Origin of the sequence: Moritella yayanosii, from assembly GCF_900465055.1 — a bacterium.
GTDB classification, from domain to species: Bacteria; Pseudomonadota; Gammaproteobacteria; order Enterobacterales; family Moritellaceae; genus Moritella; species Moritella yayanosii.
Window position 1 is genome coordinate 2,676,874 of record NZ_LS483250.1, and the last position, 18,280, is coordinate 2,695,153.

Here is an 18,280-nt window from a genome sequence, read left to right on the forward strand (position 1 = left end):
CAGGCTTTCGTTGTTGTTGGCAAAGAGAAAGAGCGGACGGCTATCTATAAACCACAACCCGCGACACCCGGAGTGACAGGCCGCTTGTCTTTTTATAACAAGTCGAACCAACTGAATTACCGCTCCGCGCAATCTGTTCGGTACTTTACCACTGAATTTCAGGCACAAAAAAAACCTGCATCTTTCGATTCAGGCTTTCGTTGTTATTGGCAAAGAGAAAGAGCGGACGGCTATCTATAAACCACAACCCGCGACACCCGGTGTGACAGGCCGCTTGTCTTTTTATAACAAGTCGAACCAACTGAATTACCGCTCCGCGCAATCTGTTCGGTACTTTAACATTGAATTTCAGGCACAAAAAAAACCTGCATCTTTCGATTCAGGCTTTCGTTGTTATTGGCAAAGAGAAAGAGCGGACGGCTATCTATAAACCACAACCCGCGACACCCGGTGTGACAGGCCGCTTGTCTTTTTATAACAAGTCGAACCAACTGAATTACCGCTCCGCACAATCTGTTCGGTACTTTACCACTGAATTTCAGGCACAAAAAAAACCTGCATCTTTCGATTCAGGCTTTCGTTGTTGTTGGCGGAGTGGACGGGACTCGAACCCGCGACCCCCGGCGTGACAGGCCGGTATTCTAACCAACTGAACTACCACTCCGCACAATCTGTGCTAATGTTTCCATCAGTCTATTCTTGTTTACCCAAGACTTCGTCTTGAATAAAAATGGCGCTTGGCAATGCCCTACTCTCACATGGGGAGACCCCACACTACCATCGGCGTTATTACGTTTCACTTCTGAGTTCGGGATGGGATCAGGTGGGGCCGCAACACTATGGTCACCAAGCAAATCTGGTTTGCTTTCTATAAGAAAATTAATTTCTATTGTTAATCTGAAAAGCTATAAATAAAGAAGTCTTTAAAACATAAAGTGTTCAATCTATTCTTAAGTCATATTTCAATTAATCATACTTTAATTTGTATGGTTAAGCCTCACGGGTAATTAGTACAAGTTAGCTCAATGCCTCACAGCACTTACACACCTTGCCTATCAACGTTGTAGTCTCCAACGGCCCTTCAGGGAGCTTAAAGCTCCAGTGAGAACTCATCTCGAGGCCTGCTTCCCGCTTAGATGCTTTCAGCGGTTATCAGTTCCGAACTTAGCTACCGGGCAATGCCATTGGCATGACAACCCGAACACCAGTGGTTCGTCCACTCCGGTCCTCTCGTACTAGGAGCAGCTCCTCTCAATTCTCAAACGCCCACGGCAGATAGGGACCGAACTGTCTCACGACGTTCTAAACCCAGCTCGCGTACCACTTTAAATGGCGAACAGCCATACCCTTGGGACCAACTTCAGCCCCAGGATGTGATGAGCCGACATCGAGGTGCCAAACACCGCCGTCGATATGAACTCTTGGGCGGTATCAGCCTGTTATCCCCGGAGTACCTTTTATCCGTTGAGCGATGGCCCTTCCATTCAGAACCACCGGATCACTAAGACCTACTTTCGTACCTGCTCGACGTGTCTGTCTCGCAGTTAAGCTGGCTTATGCCTTTGCACTAACCACATGATGTCCAACCATGTTTAGCCAACCTTCGTGCTCCTCCGTTACTCTTTGGGAGGAGACCGCCCCAGTCAAACTACCCACCAGACACTGTCCGCAACCCCGATAAGGGGCCTACGTTAGAACATCAAACGTACAAGGGTGGTATTTCAAGGTTGACTCCACATCATCTAGCGACAATGCTTCAAAGTCTCCCACCTATCCTACACATGTAGGTTCAATGTTCAGTGCCAAGCTATAGTAAAGGTTCACGGGGTCTTTCCGTCTAGCCGCGGGTACACTGCATCTTAACAGCGATTTCAATTTCACTGAGTCTCGGGTGGAGACAGCGTGGCCATCATTACGCCATTCGTGCAGGTCGGAACTTACCCGACAAGGAATTTCGCTACCTTAGGACCGTTATAGTTACGGCCGCCGTTTACCGGGGCTTCGATCATGAGCTTCGACCTAAGTCTAACCCAATCAATTAACCTTCCGGCACCGGGCAGGCGTCACACCGTATACGTCATCTTGCGATTTTGCACAGTGCTGTGTTTTTAATAAACAGTTGCAGCCACCATTTCTCTGCGACCAACAATAGCTTACGGAGCAAGTCCTTCACCATCATTGGCGTACCTTCTCCCGAAGTTACGGTACCATTTTGCCTAGTTCCTTCACCCGAGTTCTCTCAAGCGCCTTAGTATTCTCTACCTAACCACCTGTGTCGGTTTGGGGTACGATTCTCTTATATCTGAAGCTTAGAGGTTTTTCCTGGAAGCCGGGTATCAACTACTTCATCTCCGTAGAGACTCGTCATCAGTCCTCAGCCTTAAGTGCGCCCGGATTTACCTAAGCACACAGCCTACAACCTTAAACATGGACAACCATCGCCATGCTAGCCTAACCTTCTCCGTCACCCCATCGCAATATAAGTGAGTACAGGAATATTAACCTGTTTTCCATCGACTACGCCTTTCGGCCTCGCCTTAGGAGTCGACTCACCCTGCCCCGATTAACGTTGGACAGGAACCCTTGGTCTTTCGGCGTGGAGGTTTTTCACCCCCATTATCGTTACTCATGTCAACATTCGCACTTCTGATACCTCCAGCAAGCTTCTCAACTCACCTTCGACGGCTTACAGAACGCTCCTCTACCATGCAAAGAACACGTCTTTGCATCCGTAGCTTCGGTGGTATGTTTAGCCCCGTTAAATCTTCCGCGCAGACCGACTCGACCAGTGAGCTATTACGCTTTCTTTAAAAGATGGCTGCTTCTAAGCCAACTTCCTGGCTGTCTGAGCCTTTCCACATCGTTTCCCACTTAACATACACTTTGGGACCTTAGCTGACGGTCTGGGTTGTTTCCCTTTCCACGACGGACGTTAGCACCCGCCGTGTGTCTCCCGCGATTGAACTTATTGGTATTCGGAGTTTGCAAAGGGTTGGTAAGTCGGGATGACCCCCTAGCCTTAACAGTGCTCTACCCCCAATAGTTAGACGCGAGGCGCTACCTAAATAGCTTTCGAGGAGAACCAGCTATCTCCCGGTTTGATTGGCCTTTCACCCCCAGCCACAAGTCATCCGCTAATTTTTCAACATTAGTCGGTTCGGTCCTCCAGTTGATGTTACTCAACCTTCAACCTGCCCATGGCTAGATCACCGGGTTTCGGGTCTAATCCCAGCAACTATTCGCGCAGTTAACACTCGGTTTCCCTACGGCTCCGCTATTCGCTTAACCTTGCTACTGAAATTAAGTCGTTGACCCATTATACAAAAGGTACGCAGTCACCCAACAAAGTAGGCTCCCACTGCTTGTACGTATACGGTTTCAGGTTCTATTTCACTCCCCTCACAGGGGTTCTTTTCGCCTTTCCCTCACGGTACTGGTTCACTATCGGTCAGTCAGTAGTATTTAGCCTTGGAAGATGGTCCTCCCATATTCAAACAGCATATCACGTGTGCCGTCCTACTCGATTTCACAATAAGGTCGTTTTCATGTACGGGACTATCACCCTGTATCGTGGCACTTTCCAGAGCCTTCCATTAACTTCCAAACTGCTTAAGGGCTAGACCCCGTTCGCTCGCCGCTACTAAGGGTATCTCTATTGATTTCTTTTCCTCGGGGTACTTAGATGTTTCAGTTCTCCCGGTTCGCTTCGTAACGCTATGTATTCACGTTACGATACCTTACAAAGTAAGGTGGGTTCCCCCATTCGGACATCTGTGGATCAATGCTTTTTATCAACTCCCCACAGCTTAACGCAGATTAACACGTCCTTCATCGCCTCTGACTGCCTAGGCATCCACCGTATACGCTTAGTCACTTAACCATACAATCTAAAGTCGACCGTACAATTGAAATAACTAGGTATTATCTAGTTTTTTTCGCCTCAAGAATACTCAAGAACACTCTATTGTTATTGCCAAAGCAATAACGTGTTTTAAGAACTTCTTTATTTATTCAGCTTTCCAAATTTTTAAAGAGCAATTTGCTAAAAAGCAAAGATAAACATTGTATTGTTTATCTTTGCTTTCTCGCGTCTTACGATGAGTAAGACATACTTTTCAACTTTCTATTCAAGCAATTTGTGTGGGCACTTACAAAAATTAACAACTTTACGTAAGGAGGTGATCCAGCCCCAGGTTCCCCTAGGGCTACCTTGTTACGACTTCACCCCAGTCATGAACCACACCGTGGTCATCGCCCTCCCGAAGGTTAAGCTAATGACTTCTGGTGCAGCCCACTCCCATGGTGTGACGGGCGGTGTGTACAAGGCCCGGGAACGTATTCACCGTGACATTCTGATTCACGATTACTAGCGATTCCGACTTCATGGGGTCGAGTTGCAGACCCCAATCCGGACTACGACGCACTTTGTGGGATTCGCTTACCATTGCTGGTTTGCAGCCCTTTGTATGCGCCATTGTAGCACGTGTGTAGCCCTACTCGTAAGGGCCATGATGACTTGACGTCGTCCCCACCTTCCTCCGGTTTATCACCGGCAGTCTCCTTAGAGTTCCCACCATTACGTGCTGGCAAATAAGGATAAGGGTTGCGCTCGTTGCGGGACTTAACCCAACATTTCACAACACGAGCTGACGACAGCCATGCAGCACCTGTCTCATAGTTCCCGAAGGCACCAATCCATCTCTGGAAAGTTCTATGGATGTCAAGAGTAGGTAAGGTTCTTCGCGTTGCATCGAATTAAACCACATGCTCCACCGCTTGTGCGGGCCCCCGTCAATTCATTTGAGTTTTAACCTTGCGGCCGTACTCCCCAGGCGGTCTACTTAATGCGTTAGCTTAAGAGCCCAGTTCTCAAGGAACCAAACTCCGAGTAGACATCGTTTACGGCGTGGACTACCGGGGTATCTAATCCCGTTTGCTACCCACGCTTTCGCATCTGAGCGTCAGTTACTTGCCAGGTGGCCGCCTTCGCCACTGGTATTCCTTCAGATCTCTACGCATTTCACCGCTACACCTGAAATTCTACCACCCTCTCAAGAACTCTAGTTTGCCAGTTCGAAATGCAGTTCCCAGGTTGAGCCCGGGGCTTTCACATCTCGCTTAACAAACCGCCTGCATGCGCTTTACGCCCAGTAATTCCGATTAACGCTCGCACCCTCCGTATTACCGCGGCTGCTGGCACGGAGTTAGCCGGTGCTTCTTCTGCGAGTAACGTCACAGTGATAACGTATTAAGTCACCACCTTTCCTCCTCGCTGAAAGTACTTTACAACCCTAAGGCCTTCTTCATACACGCGGTATGGCTGCATCAGAGTTTCCTCCATTGTGCAATATTCCCCACTGCTGCCTCCCGTAGGAGTCTGGACCGTGTCTCAGTTCCAGTGTGGCTGATCATCCTCTCAGACCAGCTAGGGATCGTCGCCTTGGTGAGCTCTTACCTCACCAACAAGCTAATCCCACTTGGGCTCATCTAGTCGCGAGAGCTTTCAAGAAGAGGCCCCCTTTCACCCGTAGGTCGTATGCGGTATTAGCAGTCGTTTCCAACTGTTGTCCCCCTCGACTAGGCAGATTCCCAAGCATTACTCACCCGTCCGCCGCTCGACGCCAGAATAGCAAGCTATTCTTCGTTTCCGCTCGACTTGCATGTGTTAAGCCTACCGCCAGCGTTCAATCTGAGCCATGATCAAACTCTTCAATTAAAAGTTTTTGACTAATTGCCTAAGCAATTAAGTCGGCTCAATGAATTCTGTACTTCAACAATAAAACCGAAGTTCTATTGTTTATAAAACTACCATCTTTCGATTTAAGTTTATGTTCACAATTACATTGATATAATATTTGGTCATTATATCTCTGCAAGTGCTCACACAGATTGCTTGAATAAATTGTTAAAGAGCGTTGACCTTGACGCCTTGCGTCGTAGTCAGGCTGCGTATTATACGCAAACCAAATTCGAAGTCAAGCACATATTCATGCTTTATTCAGGACGTTTAAAAAGTAACCGAAGTTGCTTTTTAACACCTTACTGAACGACGTTCGCCGTGTCAGTGAGATGCATTATAGGGATTTAGATCACATTGGCAATCCATTTTATGCACTTATATTGATTTAATATTTAACGCAGAAAAAACCAGCAATAACACGCACATTAATGATCACGATTCATACGAACGATGATAATTCCAGCGTATTCGATACACCGACACAACCACTGCGTGCTGACCTCAATAACAAAAGTAACGACCAAGGTTATTTAGTCTAGTCGCGACCTATCAATAACGCCACAAATACGCAAAATAAATAAAAATGACGGTTAATTGTAAAAACTCGTCATTCCAATTAGAAATAAATGCCATCGTTAATGTATATGTTGGACTAAAAATAATGAATATTCATTCTCATGATTGATGCAGCTAATACGAAATAATAAATATGGCCTTAAATACATAAAAACTGCCTACAGCGTAATGCCGATCAGTTAAGCTTAAATATCTTGCTTTTTTAGTAAATGAGATCAAAATCCGGTGATCAGAACTCACCGGATTTTTTATGCAACTTTCCACAGCTCTTTCTTTAGTTAACTCAAATAATGTCACTGAGTTTCAGAATTTAACCGACATTCTCTCTCCCGAAATAATTGATGCTGGACTAAAAGAAAACGGTGTTGCTACTATTCGAAAGCGTAAACTACCAATGGAAAATATGGTATGGGCAGTTATTGGCATGGCGCTATTTCGAAAATTCCCTATGCGCCAGCTACTTAACCAATTAGATATTATTTTACCTAGTGGTATGCCGTATGTAGCTTCTAGTGCCGTCACGCAAGCACGAAAAAAACTAGGAAGTAAAGTCATTGAATCTGTCTTTCAGCAAACCCAAAAACAATGGAATCAATCTGCTAACCACGGAAACTGGTGTGGATTAAATTTATTAGGTGTCGACGGTGTTGTATGGCGAACGCCAGATACTGATGAAAACAGTAAAGGGTTCGCTAGAACGGGCTCTCAACATGGTAAAGCAAGTTACCCTCAAGTTCGCATGGTATGTCAGATGGAACTAACGAGCCATTTATTAACAAACAGTGTTTTTGATAGCGTTGAAGTTAACGAGATGAATCTTGCCTTAGGATTAATTGATAATACCCCTGATCACAGCCTGACATTATTCGACAGAGGCTTTTATTCATTAGGTTTGTTGCATCGTTGGCAAACAACGGGTGAGATGCGTCACTGGTTAATTCCGCTTAAAAAGAACACTCAATATGAAGTGATTAGAAGTTTTGGACGACAAGATAAACTCATCAAACTAACAACTACACCTCAATCACGCAAAAAGTTCCCTGAACTACCAAAGACAATGGAAGCTCGTCTATTAACAAGAAAAATCAAAGGGAAAGATGTCCAGATCCTGACATCGATGACAGACCCAATGCGTTTTCCGCCAGCTGATATAATCGATTTATATGCACATCGTTGGGAAATTGAACTTGGATTCAGAGAAATGAAACAATCGTTATTAGACAACCGATTTACTTTACGAAGTAATCAGCCAGAACTCATTAGGCAAGAGTTATGGGGCATATTACTTGCGTATAATTTAATACGCTATCAGATGGTGCTAATGGCAACATCACTCGATGACATCCACCCAAATCAATTAAGTTTTCATGGTGCTTCGATGCACATCATTCATGAGCTAACTCAATTATCATTTTGTACTCCAGGGAATATACCTAAGTACACAATGAATATTACTCAGGCTGCCAAGCAATTTATTTTACCAAATCGGCGAGAGAGGAAATATCCAAGGTTGTTGAAATGCTCAAAGGATAGGTATCCCGTGAAAAAAAGAAATGCCGTTCACCTTAAGTGAACGGCATTAGCCTACAGCGGGGTTCTATTGTCTATCGCCAGGTTTCATCACACCAGAGCGGTGCTTGTAATTTAGCACGAGCAATAATACCCATCCCTTTAATTTTATGATCTAATATGCGTCTCAAAAGAAGGTACATAATTTTTCTAAAATCATTGCTTCAACATCGAATACCAAAATGCGAATTCGCTTACTTGTGGTCTCACATTTTGTTGATGGTAAAAGCAGAACTGAAATATAAAATTGCTTAAAAGTCAGTCGCACCAGTGTCAATAAGTGAATTTGATGTGCTTTACCAAAAAATCAATACCTATCACTTGCTGCATGAACTGAACTTAAGTTGGATCACGACACGTTCAAAGCATCCCCGACAGCCATTGGAAGCTCAAGATACTTTTAAAAAAATCCCCAATGGAAACGATCCTTAAGATCCCCGGGCATGTGGCTTTAAAAAACGTTGAAATCTGGTTTCAGGATGAAGCACGATTTGGCCAGTATAATACAACCTTTCGAATATTGGCTGAAAAAGGCGCAAGACCTCGTGTTGTCCAGCACCAAAATTTTGGATATGCCTACCTTTTTGGTGCTGTCTGCGTGAATAACGGAAAAATAGAAGCCATGATAACCCCATTCAGTAATATGGAATATATGCATGAGCATCTCAAATTAATTTCACCATCAACGCAGCCAGGTAAACACGCAGTGGTCATAATGGATCAAACAAGTTGGCATCAACAACATTTAGATAATGAATTTGAAAATCTAACTATTATCCATATTCCCCCGTACTCACCAGAATTAAATCCAATTGAGCAAGTATGGTGTTGGTTACGAAAAAAGGAATTGGTATAATCCTGTAGCCATAAATTACAGACACAAAAAAGCCGACATCAGTAATGATGTCGGCTTTCTCTAATTTGGCGCTTGGCAATGCCCTACTCTCACATGGGGAGACCCCACACTACCATCGGCGTTATTACGTTTCACTTCTGAGTTCGGGATGGGATCAGGTGGGGCCGCAACACTATGGTCACCAAGCAAATCTGGTTTGCTTTCTATAAGAAAATTAATTTCTATTGTTAATCTGAAAAGCTATAAATAAAGAAGTCTTTAAAACCTATCTTGCGATAAATAGTGCGTTCAATCTATTCTTAAGTCAAAATTTCAATTAATCATACTTTAATTTGTATGGTTAAGCCTCACGGGTAATTAGTACAAGTTAGCTCAATGCCTCACAGCACTTACACACCTTGCCTATCAACGTTGTAGTCTCCAACGGCCCTTCAGGGAGCTTAAAGCTCCAGTGAGAACTCATCTCGAGGCCTGCTTCCCGCTTAGATGCTTTCAGCGGTTATCAGTTCCGAACTTAGCTACCGGGCAATGCCATTGGCATGACAACCCGAACACCAGTGGTTCGTCCACTCCGGTCCTCTCGTACTAGGAGCAGCTCCTCTCAATTCTCAAACGCCCACGGCAGATAGGGACCGAACTGTCTCACGACGTTCTAAACCCAGCTCGCGTACCACTTTAAATGGCGAACAGCCATACCCTTGGGACCAACTTCAGCCCCAGGATGTGATGAGCCGACATCGAGGTGCCAAACACCGCCGTCGATATGAACTCTTGGGCGGTATCAGCCTGTTATCCCCGGAGTACCTTTTATCCGTTGAGCGATGGCCCTTCCATTCAGAACCACCGGATCACTAAGACCTACTTTCGTACCTGCTCGACGTGTCTGTCTCGCAGTTAAGCTGGCTTATGCCTTTGCACTAACCACATGATGTCCAACCATGTTTAGCCAACCTTCGTGCTCCTCCGTTACTCTTTGGGAGGAGACCGCCCCAGTCAAACTACCCACCAGACACTGTCCGCAACCCCGATAAGGGGCCTACGTTAGAACATCAAACGTACAAGGGTGGTATTTCAAGGTTGACTCCACATCATCTAGCGACAATGCTTCATAGTCTCCCACCTATCCTACACATGTAGGTTCAATGTTCAGTGCCAAGCTATAGTAAAGGTTCACGGGGTCTTTCCGTCTAGCCGCGGGTACACTGCATCTTAACAGCGATTTCAATTTCACTGAGTCTCGGGTGGAGACAGCGTGGCCATCATTACGCCATTCGTGCAGGTCGGAACTTACCCGACAAGGAATTTCGCTACCTTAGGACCGTTATAGTTACGGCCGCCGTTTACCGGGGCTTCGATCATGAGCTTCGACCTAAGTCTAACCCAATCAATTAACCTTCCGGCACCGGGCAGGCGTCACACCGTATACGTCATCTTGCGATTTTGCACAGTGCTGTGTTTTTAATAAACAGTTGCAGCCACCATTTCTCTGCGACCAACAATAGCTTACGGAGCAAGTCCTTCACCATCATTGGCGTACCTTCTCCCGAAGTTACGGTACCATTTTGCCTAGTTCCTTCACCCGAGTTCTCTCAAGCGCCTTAGTATTCTCTACCTAACCACCTGTGTCGGTTTGGGGTACGATTCTCTTATATCTGAAGCTTAGAGGTTTTTCCTGGAAGCCGGGTATCAACTACTTCATCTCCGTAGAGACTCGTCATCAGTCCTCAGCCTTAAGTGCGCCCGGATTTACCTAAGCACACAGCCTACAACCTTAAACATGGACAACCATCGCCATGCTAGTCTAACCTTCTCCGTCACCCCATCGCAATATAAGTGAGTACAGGAATATTAACCTGTTTTCCATCGACTACGCCTTTCGGCCTCGCCTTAGGAGTCGACTCACCCTGCCCCGATTAACGTTGGACAGGAACCCTTGGTCTTTCGGCGTGGAGGTTTTTCACCCCCATTATCGTTACTCATGTCAACATTCGCACTTCTGATACCTCCAGCAAGCTTCTCAACTCACCTTCGACGGCTTACAGAACGCTCCTCTACCATGCAAAGAACACGTCTTTGCATCCGTAGCTTCGGTGGTATGTTTAGCCCCGTTAAATCTTCCGCGCAGACCGACTCGACCAGTGAGCTATTACGCTTTCTTTAAAAGATGGCTGCTTCTAAGCCAACTTCCTGGCTGTCTGAGCCTTTCCACATCGTTTCCCACTTAACATACACTTTGGGACCTTAGCTGACGGTCTGGGTTGTTTCCCTTTCCACGACGGACGTTAGCACCCGCCGTGTGTCTCCCGCGATTGAACTTATTGGTATTCGGAGTTTGCAAAGGGTTGGTAAGTCGGGATGACCCCCTAGCCTTAACAGTGCTCTACCCCCAATAGTTAGACGCGAGGCGCTACCTAAATAGCTTTCGAGGAGAACCAGCTATCTCCCGGTTTGATTGGCCTTTCACCCCCAGCCACAAGTCATCCGCTAATTTTTCAACATTAGTCGGTTCGGTCCTCCAGTTGATGTTACTCAACCTTCAACCTGCCCATGGCTAGATCACCGGGTTTCGGGTCTAATCCCAGCAACTATTCGCGCAGTTAACACTCGGTTTCCCTACGGCTCCGCTATTCGCTTAACCTTGCTACTGAAATTAAGTCGTTGACCCATTATACAAAAGGTACGCAGTCACCCAACAAAGTAGGCTCCCACTGCTTGTACGTATACGGTTTCAGGTTCTATTTCACTCCCCTCACAGGGGTTCTTTTCGCCTTTCCCTCACGGTACTGGTTCACTATCGGTCAGTCAGTAGTATTTAGCCTTGGAAGATGGTCCTCCCATATTCAAACAGCATATCACGTGTGCCGTCCTACTCGATTTCACAATAAGGTCGTTTTCATGTACGGGACTATCACCCTGTATCGTGGCACTTTCCAGAGCCTTCCATTAACTTCCAAACTGCTTAAGGGCTAGACCCCGTTCGCTCGCCGCTACTAAGGGTATCTCTATTGATTTCTTTTCCTCGGGGTACTTAGATGTTTCAGTTCTCCCGGTTCGCTTCGTAACGCTATGTATTCACGTTACGATACCTTACAAAGTAAGGTGGGTTCCCCCATTCGGACATCTGTGGATCAATGCTTTTTATCAACTCCCCACAGCTTAACGCAGATTAACACGTCCTTCATCGCCTCTGACTGCCTAGGCATCCACCGTATACGCTTAGTCACTTAACCATACAATCTAAAGTCGACCGTACAATTGAAATAACTAGGTATTATCTAGTTTTTTTCGCCTCAAGAATACTCAAGAACACTCTATTGTTATTGCCAAAGCAATAACGTGTTTTAAGAACTTCTTTATTTATTCAGCTTTCCAAATTTTTAAAGAGCAATTTGCTAAAAAGCAAAGTTTTCGTCTCTAACTCTGAATTTTAGAGTTAAAAAAACCAAAGTTAATTCGTTTGCTATTCATAAGCAGATTTAACTTTGGTCTCTTCCTGAGAACATGATGTGGTGGAGCTATGCGGGATCGAACCGCAGACCTCCTGCGTGCAAGGCAGGCGCTCTCCCAGCTGAGCTATAGCCCCACATCATAGAGTTCGTAAGAAGATTGGTAGGACTGAGTAGATTTGAACTACCGACCTCACCCTTATCAGGGGCGCGCTCTAACCAACTGAGCTACAGTCCTATCGCATTTCTTACATGCTTTTCAACTTTCTATTCAAGCAATTTGTGTGGGCACTTACAAAAATTAACAACTTTACGTAAGGAGGTGATCCAGCCCCAGGTTCCCCTAGGGCTACCTTGTTACGACTTCACCCCAGTCATGAACCACACCGTGGTCATCGCCCTCCCGAAGGTTAAGCTAATGACTTCTGGTGCAGCCCACTCCCATGGTGTGACGGGCGGTGTGTACAAGGCCCGGGAACGTATTCACCGTGACATTCTGATTCACGATTACTAGCGATTCCGACTTCATGGGGTCGAGTTGCAGACCCCAATCCGGACTACGACGCACTTTGTGGGATTCGCTTACCATTGCTGGTTTGCAGCCCTTTGTATGCGCCATTGTAGCACGTGTGTAGCCCTACTCGTAAGGGCCATGATGACTTGACGTCGTCCCCACCTTCCTCCGGTTTATCACCGGCAGTCTCCTTAGAGTTCCCACCATTACGTGCTGGCAAATAAGGATAAGGGTTGCGCTCGTTGCGGGACTTAACCCAACATTTCACAACACGAGCTGACGACAGCCATGCAGCACCTGTCTCATAGTTCCCGAAGGCACCAATCCATCTCTGGAAAGTTCTATGGATGTCAAGAGTAGGTAAGGTTCTTCGCGTTGCATCGAATTAAACCACATGCTCCACCGCTTGTGCGGGCCCCCGTCAATTCATTTGAGTTTTAACCTTGCGGCCGTACTCCCCAGGCGGTCTACTTAATGCGTTAGCTTAAGAGCCCAGTTCTCAAGGAACCAAACTCCGAGTAGACATCGTTTACGGCGTGGACTACCGGGGTATCTAATCCCGTTTGCTACCCACGCTTTCGCATCTGAGCGTCAGTTACTTGCCAGGTGGCCGCCTTCGCCACTGGTATTCCTTCAGATCTCTACGCATTTCACCGCTACACCTGAAATTCTACCACCCTCTCAAGAACTCTAGTTTGCCAGTTCGAAATGCAGTTCCCAGGTTGAGCCCGGGGCTTTCACATCTCGCTTAACAAACCGCCTGCATGCGCTTTACGCCCAGTAATTCCGATTAACGCTCGCACCCTCCGTATTACCGCGGCTGCTGGCACGGAGTTAGCCGGTGCTTCTTCTGCGAGTAACGTCACAGTGATAACGTATTAAGTCACCACCTTTCCTCCTCGCTGAAAGTACTTTACAACCCTAAGGCCTTCTTCATACACGCGGTATGGCTGCATCAGAGTTTCCTCCATTGTGCAATATTCCCCACTGCTGCCTCCCGTAGGAGTCTGGACCGTGTCTCAGTTCCAGTGTGGCTGATCATCCTCTCAGACCAGCTAGGGATCGTCGCCTTGGTGAGCTCTTACCTCACCAACAAGCTAATCCCACTTGGGCTCATCTAGTCGCGAGAGCTTTCAAGAAGAGGCCCCCTTTCACCCGTAGGTCGTATGCGGTATTAGCAGTCGTTTCCAACTGTTGTCCCCCTCGACTAGGCAGATTCCCAAGCATTACTCACCCGTCCGCCGCTCGACGCCAGAATAGCAAGCTATTCTTCGTTTCCGCTCGACTTGCATGTGTTAAGCCTACCGCCAGCGTTCAATCTGAGCCATGATCAAACTCTTCAATTAAAAGTTTTTGACTAATTGCCTAAGCAATTAAGTCGGCTCAATGAATTCTGTACTTCAACAATAAAACCGAAATTCTATTGTTTATAAAACTACCATCTTTCGATTTAAGTTTATGTTCACAATTACATTGATATAATATTTGGTCATTATATCTCTGCAAGTGCTCACACAGATTGCTTGAATAAATTGTTAAAGAGCATTGACATCAACGCTTTGCGTCTCAGTCAGGCTGCGTATTATACGCAAACCAATTTCGAAGTCAAGCACATATTTGCACTTTATTCTAGGAGGTTAAAAAGTAACTTTCGATACTAATGAACACCCTACTTAGCGGCTGTTGCCGTGTCAGTGAGGTCGCATTATAGAGAGATGACTGATGATGACAAGTCTTTTTTATATAAAAAACAAAAGACATTATTAATCACAACTTACCACCAGGTTATACACAGACTAAGCATTTATATTTCAATGATGTTAATATTTTTGTTTGTATTTCATACATTTTTTGACAAAATAAGACACAGCTATGATTTTTTGTAGCTTTTTATTGATACATTGAGACTGATTGTCGCTCTTCTATATATTAGTTACTATTAGGGACAAGAGTAACAATTGATACTTTATTCTTTCATATTAATCACTTACGTGTTTTCAGGGGTTCTTTAAAACGATGAGCTTTTCAACTTTATCCAATGCTACTCGAGCATCCGTTATTTCAGTAGCTATTGCTGTAATTGGTTTTGCAGCGCTTTCCTTTATAGGAAATGCAATAGCAGCACCGATTGCGTTTGCTATTGGTGCAATTATTACTGGTATTACAATTAAATTAACAACACCTTCATCTTCAAGCAGCGCAGCTGTAGAAACAACGACATTATATGTAGGGAACTTACCTTACCGAGCAAATGAAACATCAGTACGTACATTGTTTGCAGAACATGGCCAGGTATTATCCGTTCGCTTAATGAAAGACAAGCATACCGGTAAACGTCGTGGTTTTGGTTTTGTCGAAATGCCAGAGGCTGACGCGAAAGAAGCAATTCAATCGCTTAATGATGTTGAATATCAACAACGGACATTAAAAGTACGTGAAGCAAATGAGCGCACTCTTCATCCGACAGAGTAATTTACTTCATTAGATTATACGTTTATATATAAAGGCTGACTTAACCCTATGCCATTAAATAGGAGAGTCAGTTTTTTTTGTGCCTGTATTTTGGTACAAAAAGATTGGCCTATATTACATGTATCCAGAATCGTATTTTTCTCGCCTAATATATCCTTCACACGCAGTGCTATCGCCATACCAGAATCGATAAATTGAATGTGTTCACCAAGGCTTGCTTCTAATTCGGTAACGAGCAAAGGAAAATGTGTACAACCGAGTACGACCACGTCAGGACTAGTCTGTGGGTCAGTCCATTTTGATACCACATTATTGATTGCGTCTAAGTCGACCGGATAACCATATAGTTTATTCTCAGCTTGCAACACAAGGCTTGTCGTCCCGATCATGTCTATCTCACAATCTTGAGCATGCTCATTAACCAGCCATTGGGTATATTCGCGTGATACGGTGCCAGGGGTGGCAAGCAACCCTATTTTTTTCTTTTTACTTTGTAATGCAGCGGGCTTAATTGCAGGAACAACCCCAACAAAAGGAATAGAGAAACGCTTACGTAATGCAGGTAATACTAATGTACTCGCAGAGTTACAGGCGATAACCACGAGATCAGGGCGATGAGTTTCGTACATGTAACCGATTAGCTGACAAACACGTTCTATAAGAAATGCTGGTTCAAGTTCACCGTAAGGGAAATATTTGTTATCAAACAGATAAAGGTAGTCCGCGTTTGGCAATTGTTCTTTGATTGCTTTATATATAGATATGCCACCTACACCAGAATCAAAAATCAATATCTTACTCATGTACAAACCATTGGATCATTATAAAAGCCATATGATAGTCAAGCGCGGGATAAATTGGAATAGATAGATATAAAGAAGCCAGCATATAGCTGGCTTCTCGATTATCACTTTAACGTTTAATTACAACTTAAAACTCATAAGTGGCGTTAATGTAGTAACCACGTTCTGGAGCTGGGTAACCCTGCGCAGTCGCATATTCTTTATCGAATAAATTATCAATCCGAGCACTTACTTTAAATGCTTCAGTAACTAAGTAGGCCGCTGAAATATCCCAAAGGCTGTAACCAGCCACTGTTTTTACAAAATTATCTACATAATCATCTCTTTCACCTTGATATAAGTAACGTAGAGACAAATCAACATCGCCTAGTTGAACAATACCTTGCCATTTAACCTTATATTTAGCACGACGTAATAAAGTCTCACCTTTGGCATCTTTAGGATCTAAGTATTCCAACACAGCTTGGTGCTCAACAATACCTGTTGTGGTATTCATTTCTAGTTCAATACCTTGTAAGGTGCTTTCACCATCAGTATTCACCGATTGATATGTTTGGCAATAAGGGGTTCCTTGTACAAGACAAATAGAATCGATTAGGTTTTCGACTTTATTGCGATAAGCGATTATCTTCCAATCAATCGCAGCAGTGAACCCTTTTACCCCAATTTCTACAGATTCACCCGTTTCAGGTTTCAGGTCTAAATTACCGACAGTTGAGCCATTCTCTGCATATAAGTCGTACATAGAAGGTGCTTTAAATGACGTACCAACTGAAGCTATCACGCTGTAATTCTCAACAAACGCCCAACCAGTAGCTAAGCCCCAAGTTGTATTTCCACCAAATGCTTCATTATCATCGTAACGAATCGAGCCATCCATAGTGACAGACGATAGTTCATATACTGCCGTTGTAAAGAAGCCAGTATTATAGCGAGAAGCTACACCCTCAACTTTCGCGCCATCATCTTCAACTTGATCATCACGCCAATCTAAACCTGCGTTTAATAATAATGAATCCGATAGCGCAAACGAATTGATAAAGCTTACATTATGCTGTTTAGTGAACAGTGTACTATTGGCATCTTTATAATCATCACCAGCTTCATATTGATATGATTTATTTTCACCAAATGAATAAGTTAACGAACCAAAATAGTTATCACGACGATACTTAACACCAGTCATAACAGATGTTGTTTCTAACCACTGCTCTTTTTGGAACCTAGTCGTATAAGACGAATCGTATTCACTAGTGCTCTGTGAATATCGAGTATGAATAAAAGCATTTAGTTGTGACGATAATTGATAGTCAGCGCCTAATAAAACATTTCTATTTTCAGACCCATGCTTATCACCATCATTTAGGCCAGTAATAGGCTTAGAGTTATAACCCTCTGCATCATCATAACCGAGCCCAAAATTCACGTGTAGCTTGTCAGTCAAGTCTGTTGATAAGAACAAATCGACTTCATAGTATTTATCAGAGCCGATTCCCGCGGAAATTTGTTTAATACTGGCACCCTGTTGACCACGAGTGATAATATTAATTACACCACCAATCGCCTCTGAACCATAAATAGCGCCTCGAGGTCCACGAATAATTTCAATTGTTTCAATCTGACTAACTGGAATTTTACTGAAATCAACGCCAGAGGTGATACTAGACGGTAAACGAACACCATCAATCAATACTAAAACATGGTCTGACTCAGATCCGCGCATGAAAACAGAGGCTTTACTTCCGCGACCACCATTTTGGCCAATATCGATACCTGGAACCATTCTTAGGATCTCAGGAACTGACTTTGCCATACTTAATTCAATATCATCACGGGTAATAACAGTAATAGGTGCAAGCACATCAGAAATGGCTTGTTCAACACGGTTTGCAGTCACAACGGTGACTTTTTCATTATTTATAATAGATGGATCTTGGGCAAGAGCAGCGAACGGTATAAGCGCAGCTACTAAGAGTTTTTTAGACATTGTAAATTTTTCCTATTTACGCGTAGAAAAATAAGCTGAATCATTCAGCTAAATTGAGTATTTATTATTTTATTAATTACTCAGGTTCTATATTGGAGACCGGCCTTAAGTGCTAAGCACTATTACCGTTGCGCGACAGGTTCAGATTCTCACTGAATTCCTCCAATAAATCATGTTTCCAGCGAAGAGATAAAGCTCTAGACTTGATAAGCAGCGGAATTATAGAGTTATGCTAAATAAATGTATATTGATAATGCTGTTATTCTTAATCAAGGTTTCATAACGTCGAAGATTCCTTCTTTCAACTTGCTCTAAAA

General features: G+C 44.4%; 4 protein-coding genes, 3 tRNA genes, 6 rRNA genes and 1 pseudogene. 3 read left to right on the plus strand and 11 right to left on the minus strand.

Annotated features, from left to right (window positions below):
• Positions 1-587 precede the first annotated feature (587 nt).
• The 4 genes from MORIYA_RS12445 to MORIYA_RS12460 form a co-directional block, all read right to left on the minus strand.
• Positions 588-664 (minus strand) — tRNA-Asp (locus tag MORIYA_RS12445).
• A gap of 71 nt (positions 665-735) precedes the next feature.
• Positions 736-851 (minus strand): 5S ribosomal RNA (gene rrf, locus MORIYA_RS12450).
• Positions 852-986: 135 nt separating this feature from the next.
• A 23S ribosomal RNA gene (locus MORIYA_RS12455) occupies positions 987-3,880 on the minus strand.
• A 291-nt stretch (positions 3,881-4,171) separates the two neighbouring features.
• Positions 4,172-5,716: ribosomal RNA gene (locus tag MORIYA_RS12460) — 16S ribosomal RNA — on the minus strand.
• The 16S, 23S and 5S rRNA genes sit together here with 1 tRNA gene alongside, the layout of an rRNA operon.
• 850 nt (positions 5,717-6,566) lie before the next feature.
• Between MORIYA_RS12460 and MORIYA_RS12465 the strand changes: the two genes are divergently transcribed.
• Together MORIYA_RS12465 and MORIYA_RS12475 are read left to right on the plus strand one after the other, a co-directional pair.
• Positions 6,567-7,889: an IS4 family transposase gene (locus tag MORIYA_RS12465; RefSeq protein ID WP_112714029.1), complete on the plus strand. Its 1,323-nt coding sequence runs from the start codon at positions 6,567-6,569 to the stop codon at positions 7,887-7,889.
• Positions 7,890-8,164: 275 nt separating this feature from the next.
• Positions 8,165-8,735: pseudogene (locus tag MORIYA_RS12475) on the plus strand (IS630 family transposase); the annotation flags it as partial.
• Positions 8,736-8,811: 76 nt separating this feature from the next.
• Here the strand turns inward: MORIYA_RS12475 and rrf (MORIYA_RS12480) are convergent.
• The 5 genes from rrf (MORIYA_RS12480) to MORIYA_RS12500 all read right to left on the minus strand — a co-directional run bounded on the left by rrf (MORIYA_RS12480) (position 8,812) and on the right by MORIYA_RS12500 (position 14,047).
• A 5S ribosomal RNA gene (rrf, locus tag MORIYA_RS12480) occupies positions 8,812-8,927 on the minus strand.
• Between the two features lie 150 nt (positions 8,928-9,077).
• A 23S ribosomal RNA gene (locus MORIYA_RS12485) occupies positions 9,078-11,971 on the minus strand.
• Between the two features lie 277 nt (positions 11,972-12,248).
• Positions 12,249-12,324 (minus strand) — tRNA-Ala (locus MORIYA_RS12490).
• Positions 12,325-12,348: 24 nt separating this feature from the next.
• Positions 12,349-12,425: transfer RNA gene (locus tag MORIYA_RS12495), tRNA-Ile, on the minus strand.
• Positions 12,426-12,502: 77 nt separating this feature from the next.
• A 16S ribosomal RNA gene (locus tag MORIYA_RS12500) occupies positions 12,503-14,047 on the minus strand.
• A gap of 670 nt (positions 14,048-14,717) precedes the next feature.
• On the opposite strand from MORIYA_RS12500, the gene MORIYA_RS12505 reads away from it, so the two are divergent.
• A complete protein-coding gene (locus MORIYA_RS12505) occupies positions 14,718-15,173 on the plus strand; it encodes an RNA recognition motif domain-containing protein (protein ID WP_112715634.1) in 456 nt (151 codons plus the stop codon).
• 14 nt (positions 15,174-15,187) lie between these two features.
• Here MORIYA_RS12505 and murI read toward each other — a convergent pair whose 3' ends face one another.
• Positions 15,188-15,976 carry a glutamate racemase gene (murI, locus tag MORIYA_RS12510; protein WP_112715636.1) on the minus strand — a complete coding sequence of 263 codons (789 nt, stop codon included), beginning with the start codon at positions 15,974-15,976 and terminating at the stop codon, positions 15,188-15,190.
• Between the two features lie 127 nt (positions 15,977-16,103).
• Positions 16,104-17,963 carry a TonB-dependent receptor domain-containing protein gene (locus MORIYA_RS12515; RefSeq protein WP_112715638.1) on the minus strand — a complete coding sequence of 620 codons (1,860 nt, stop codon included), beginning with the start codon at positions 17,961-17,963 and terminating at the stop codon, positions 16,104-16,106.
• Positions 17,964-18,280 lie beyond the last annotated feature (317 nt).

Bases quoted from the DNA above. Each gene is read 5' to 3' on its own strand.
- MORIYA_RS12465 (WP_112714029.1), top strand. From the start codon at position 6,567: ATGCAACTTTCCACAGCTCTTTCTTTAGTTAACTCAAATAATGTCACT.
- MORIYA_RS12505 (WP_112715634.1), top strand. From the start codon at position 14,718: ATGAGCTTTTCAACTTTATCCAATGCTACTCGAGCATCCGTTATTTCA.
- MORIYA_RS12515 (WP_112715638.1), bottom strand. From the start codon at position 17,963: ATGTCTAAAAAACTCTTAGTAGCTGCGCTTATACCGTTCGCTGCTCTT.
- murI (WP_112715636.1), bottom strand. From the start codon at position 15,976: ATGAGTAAGATATTGATTTTTGATTCTGGTGTAGGTGGCATATCTATA.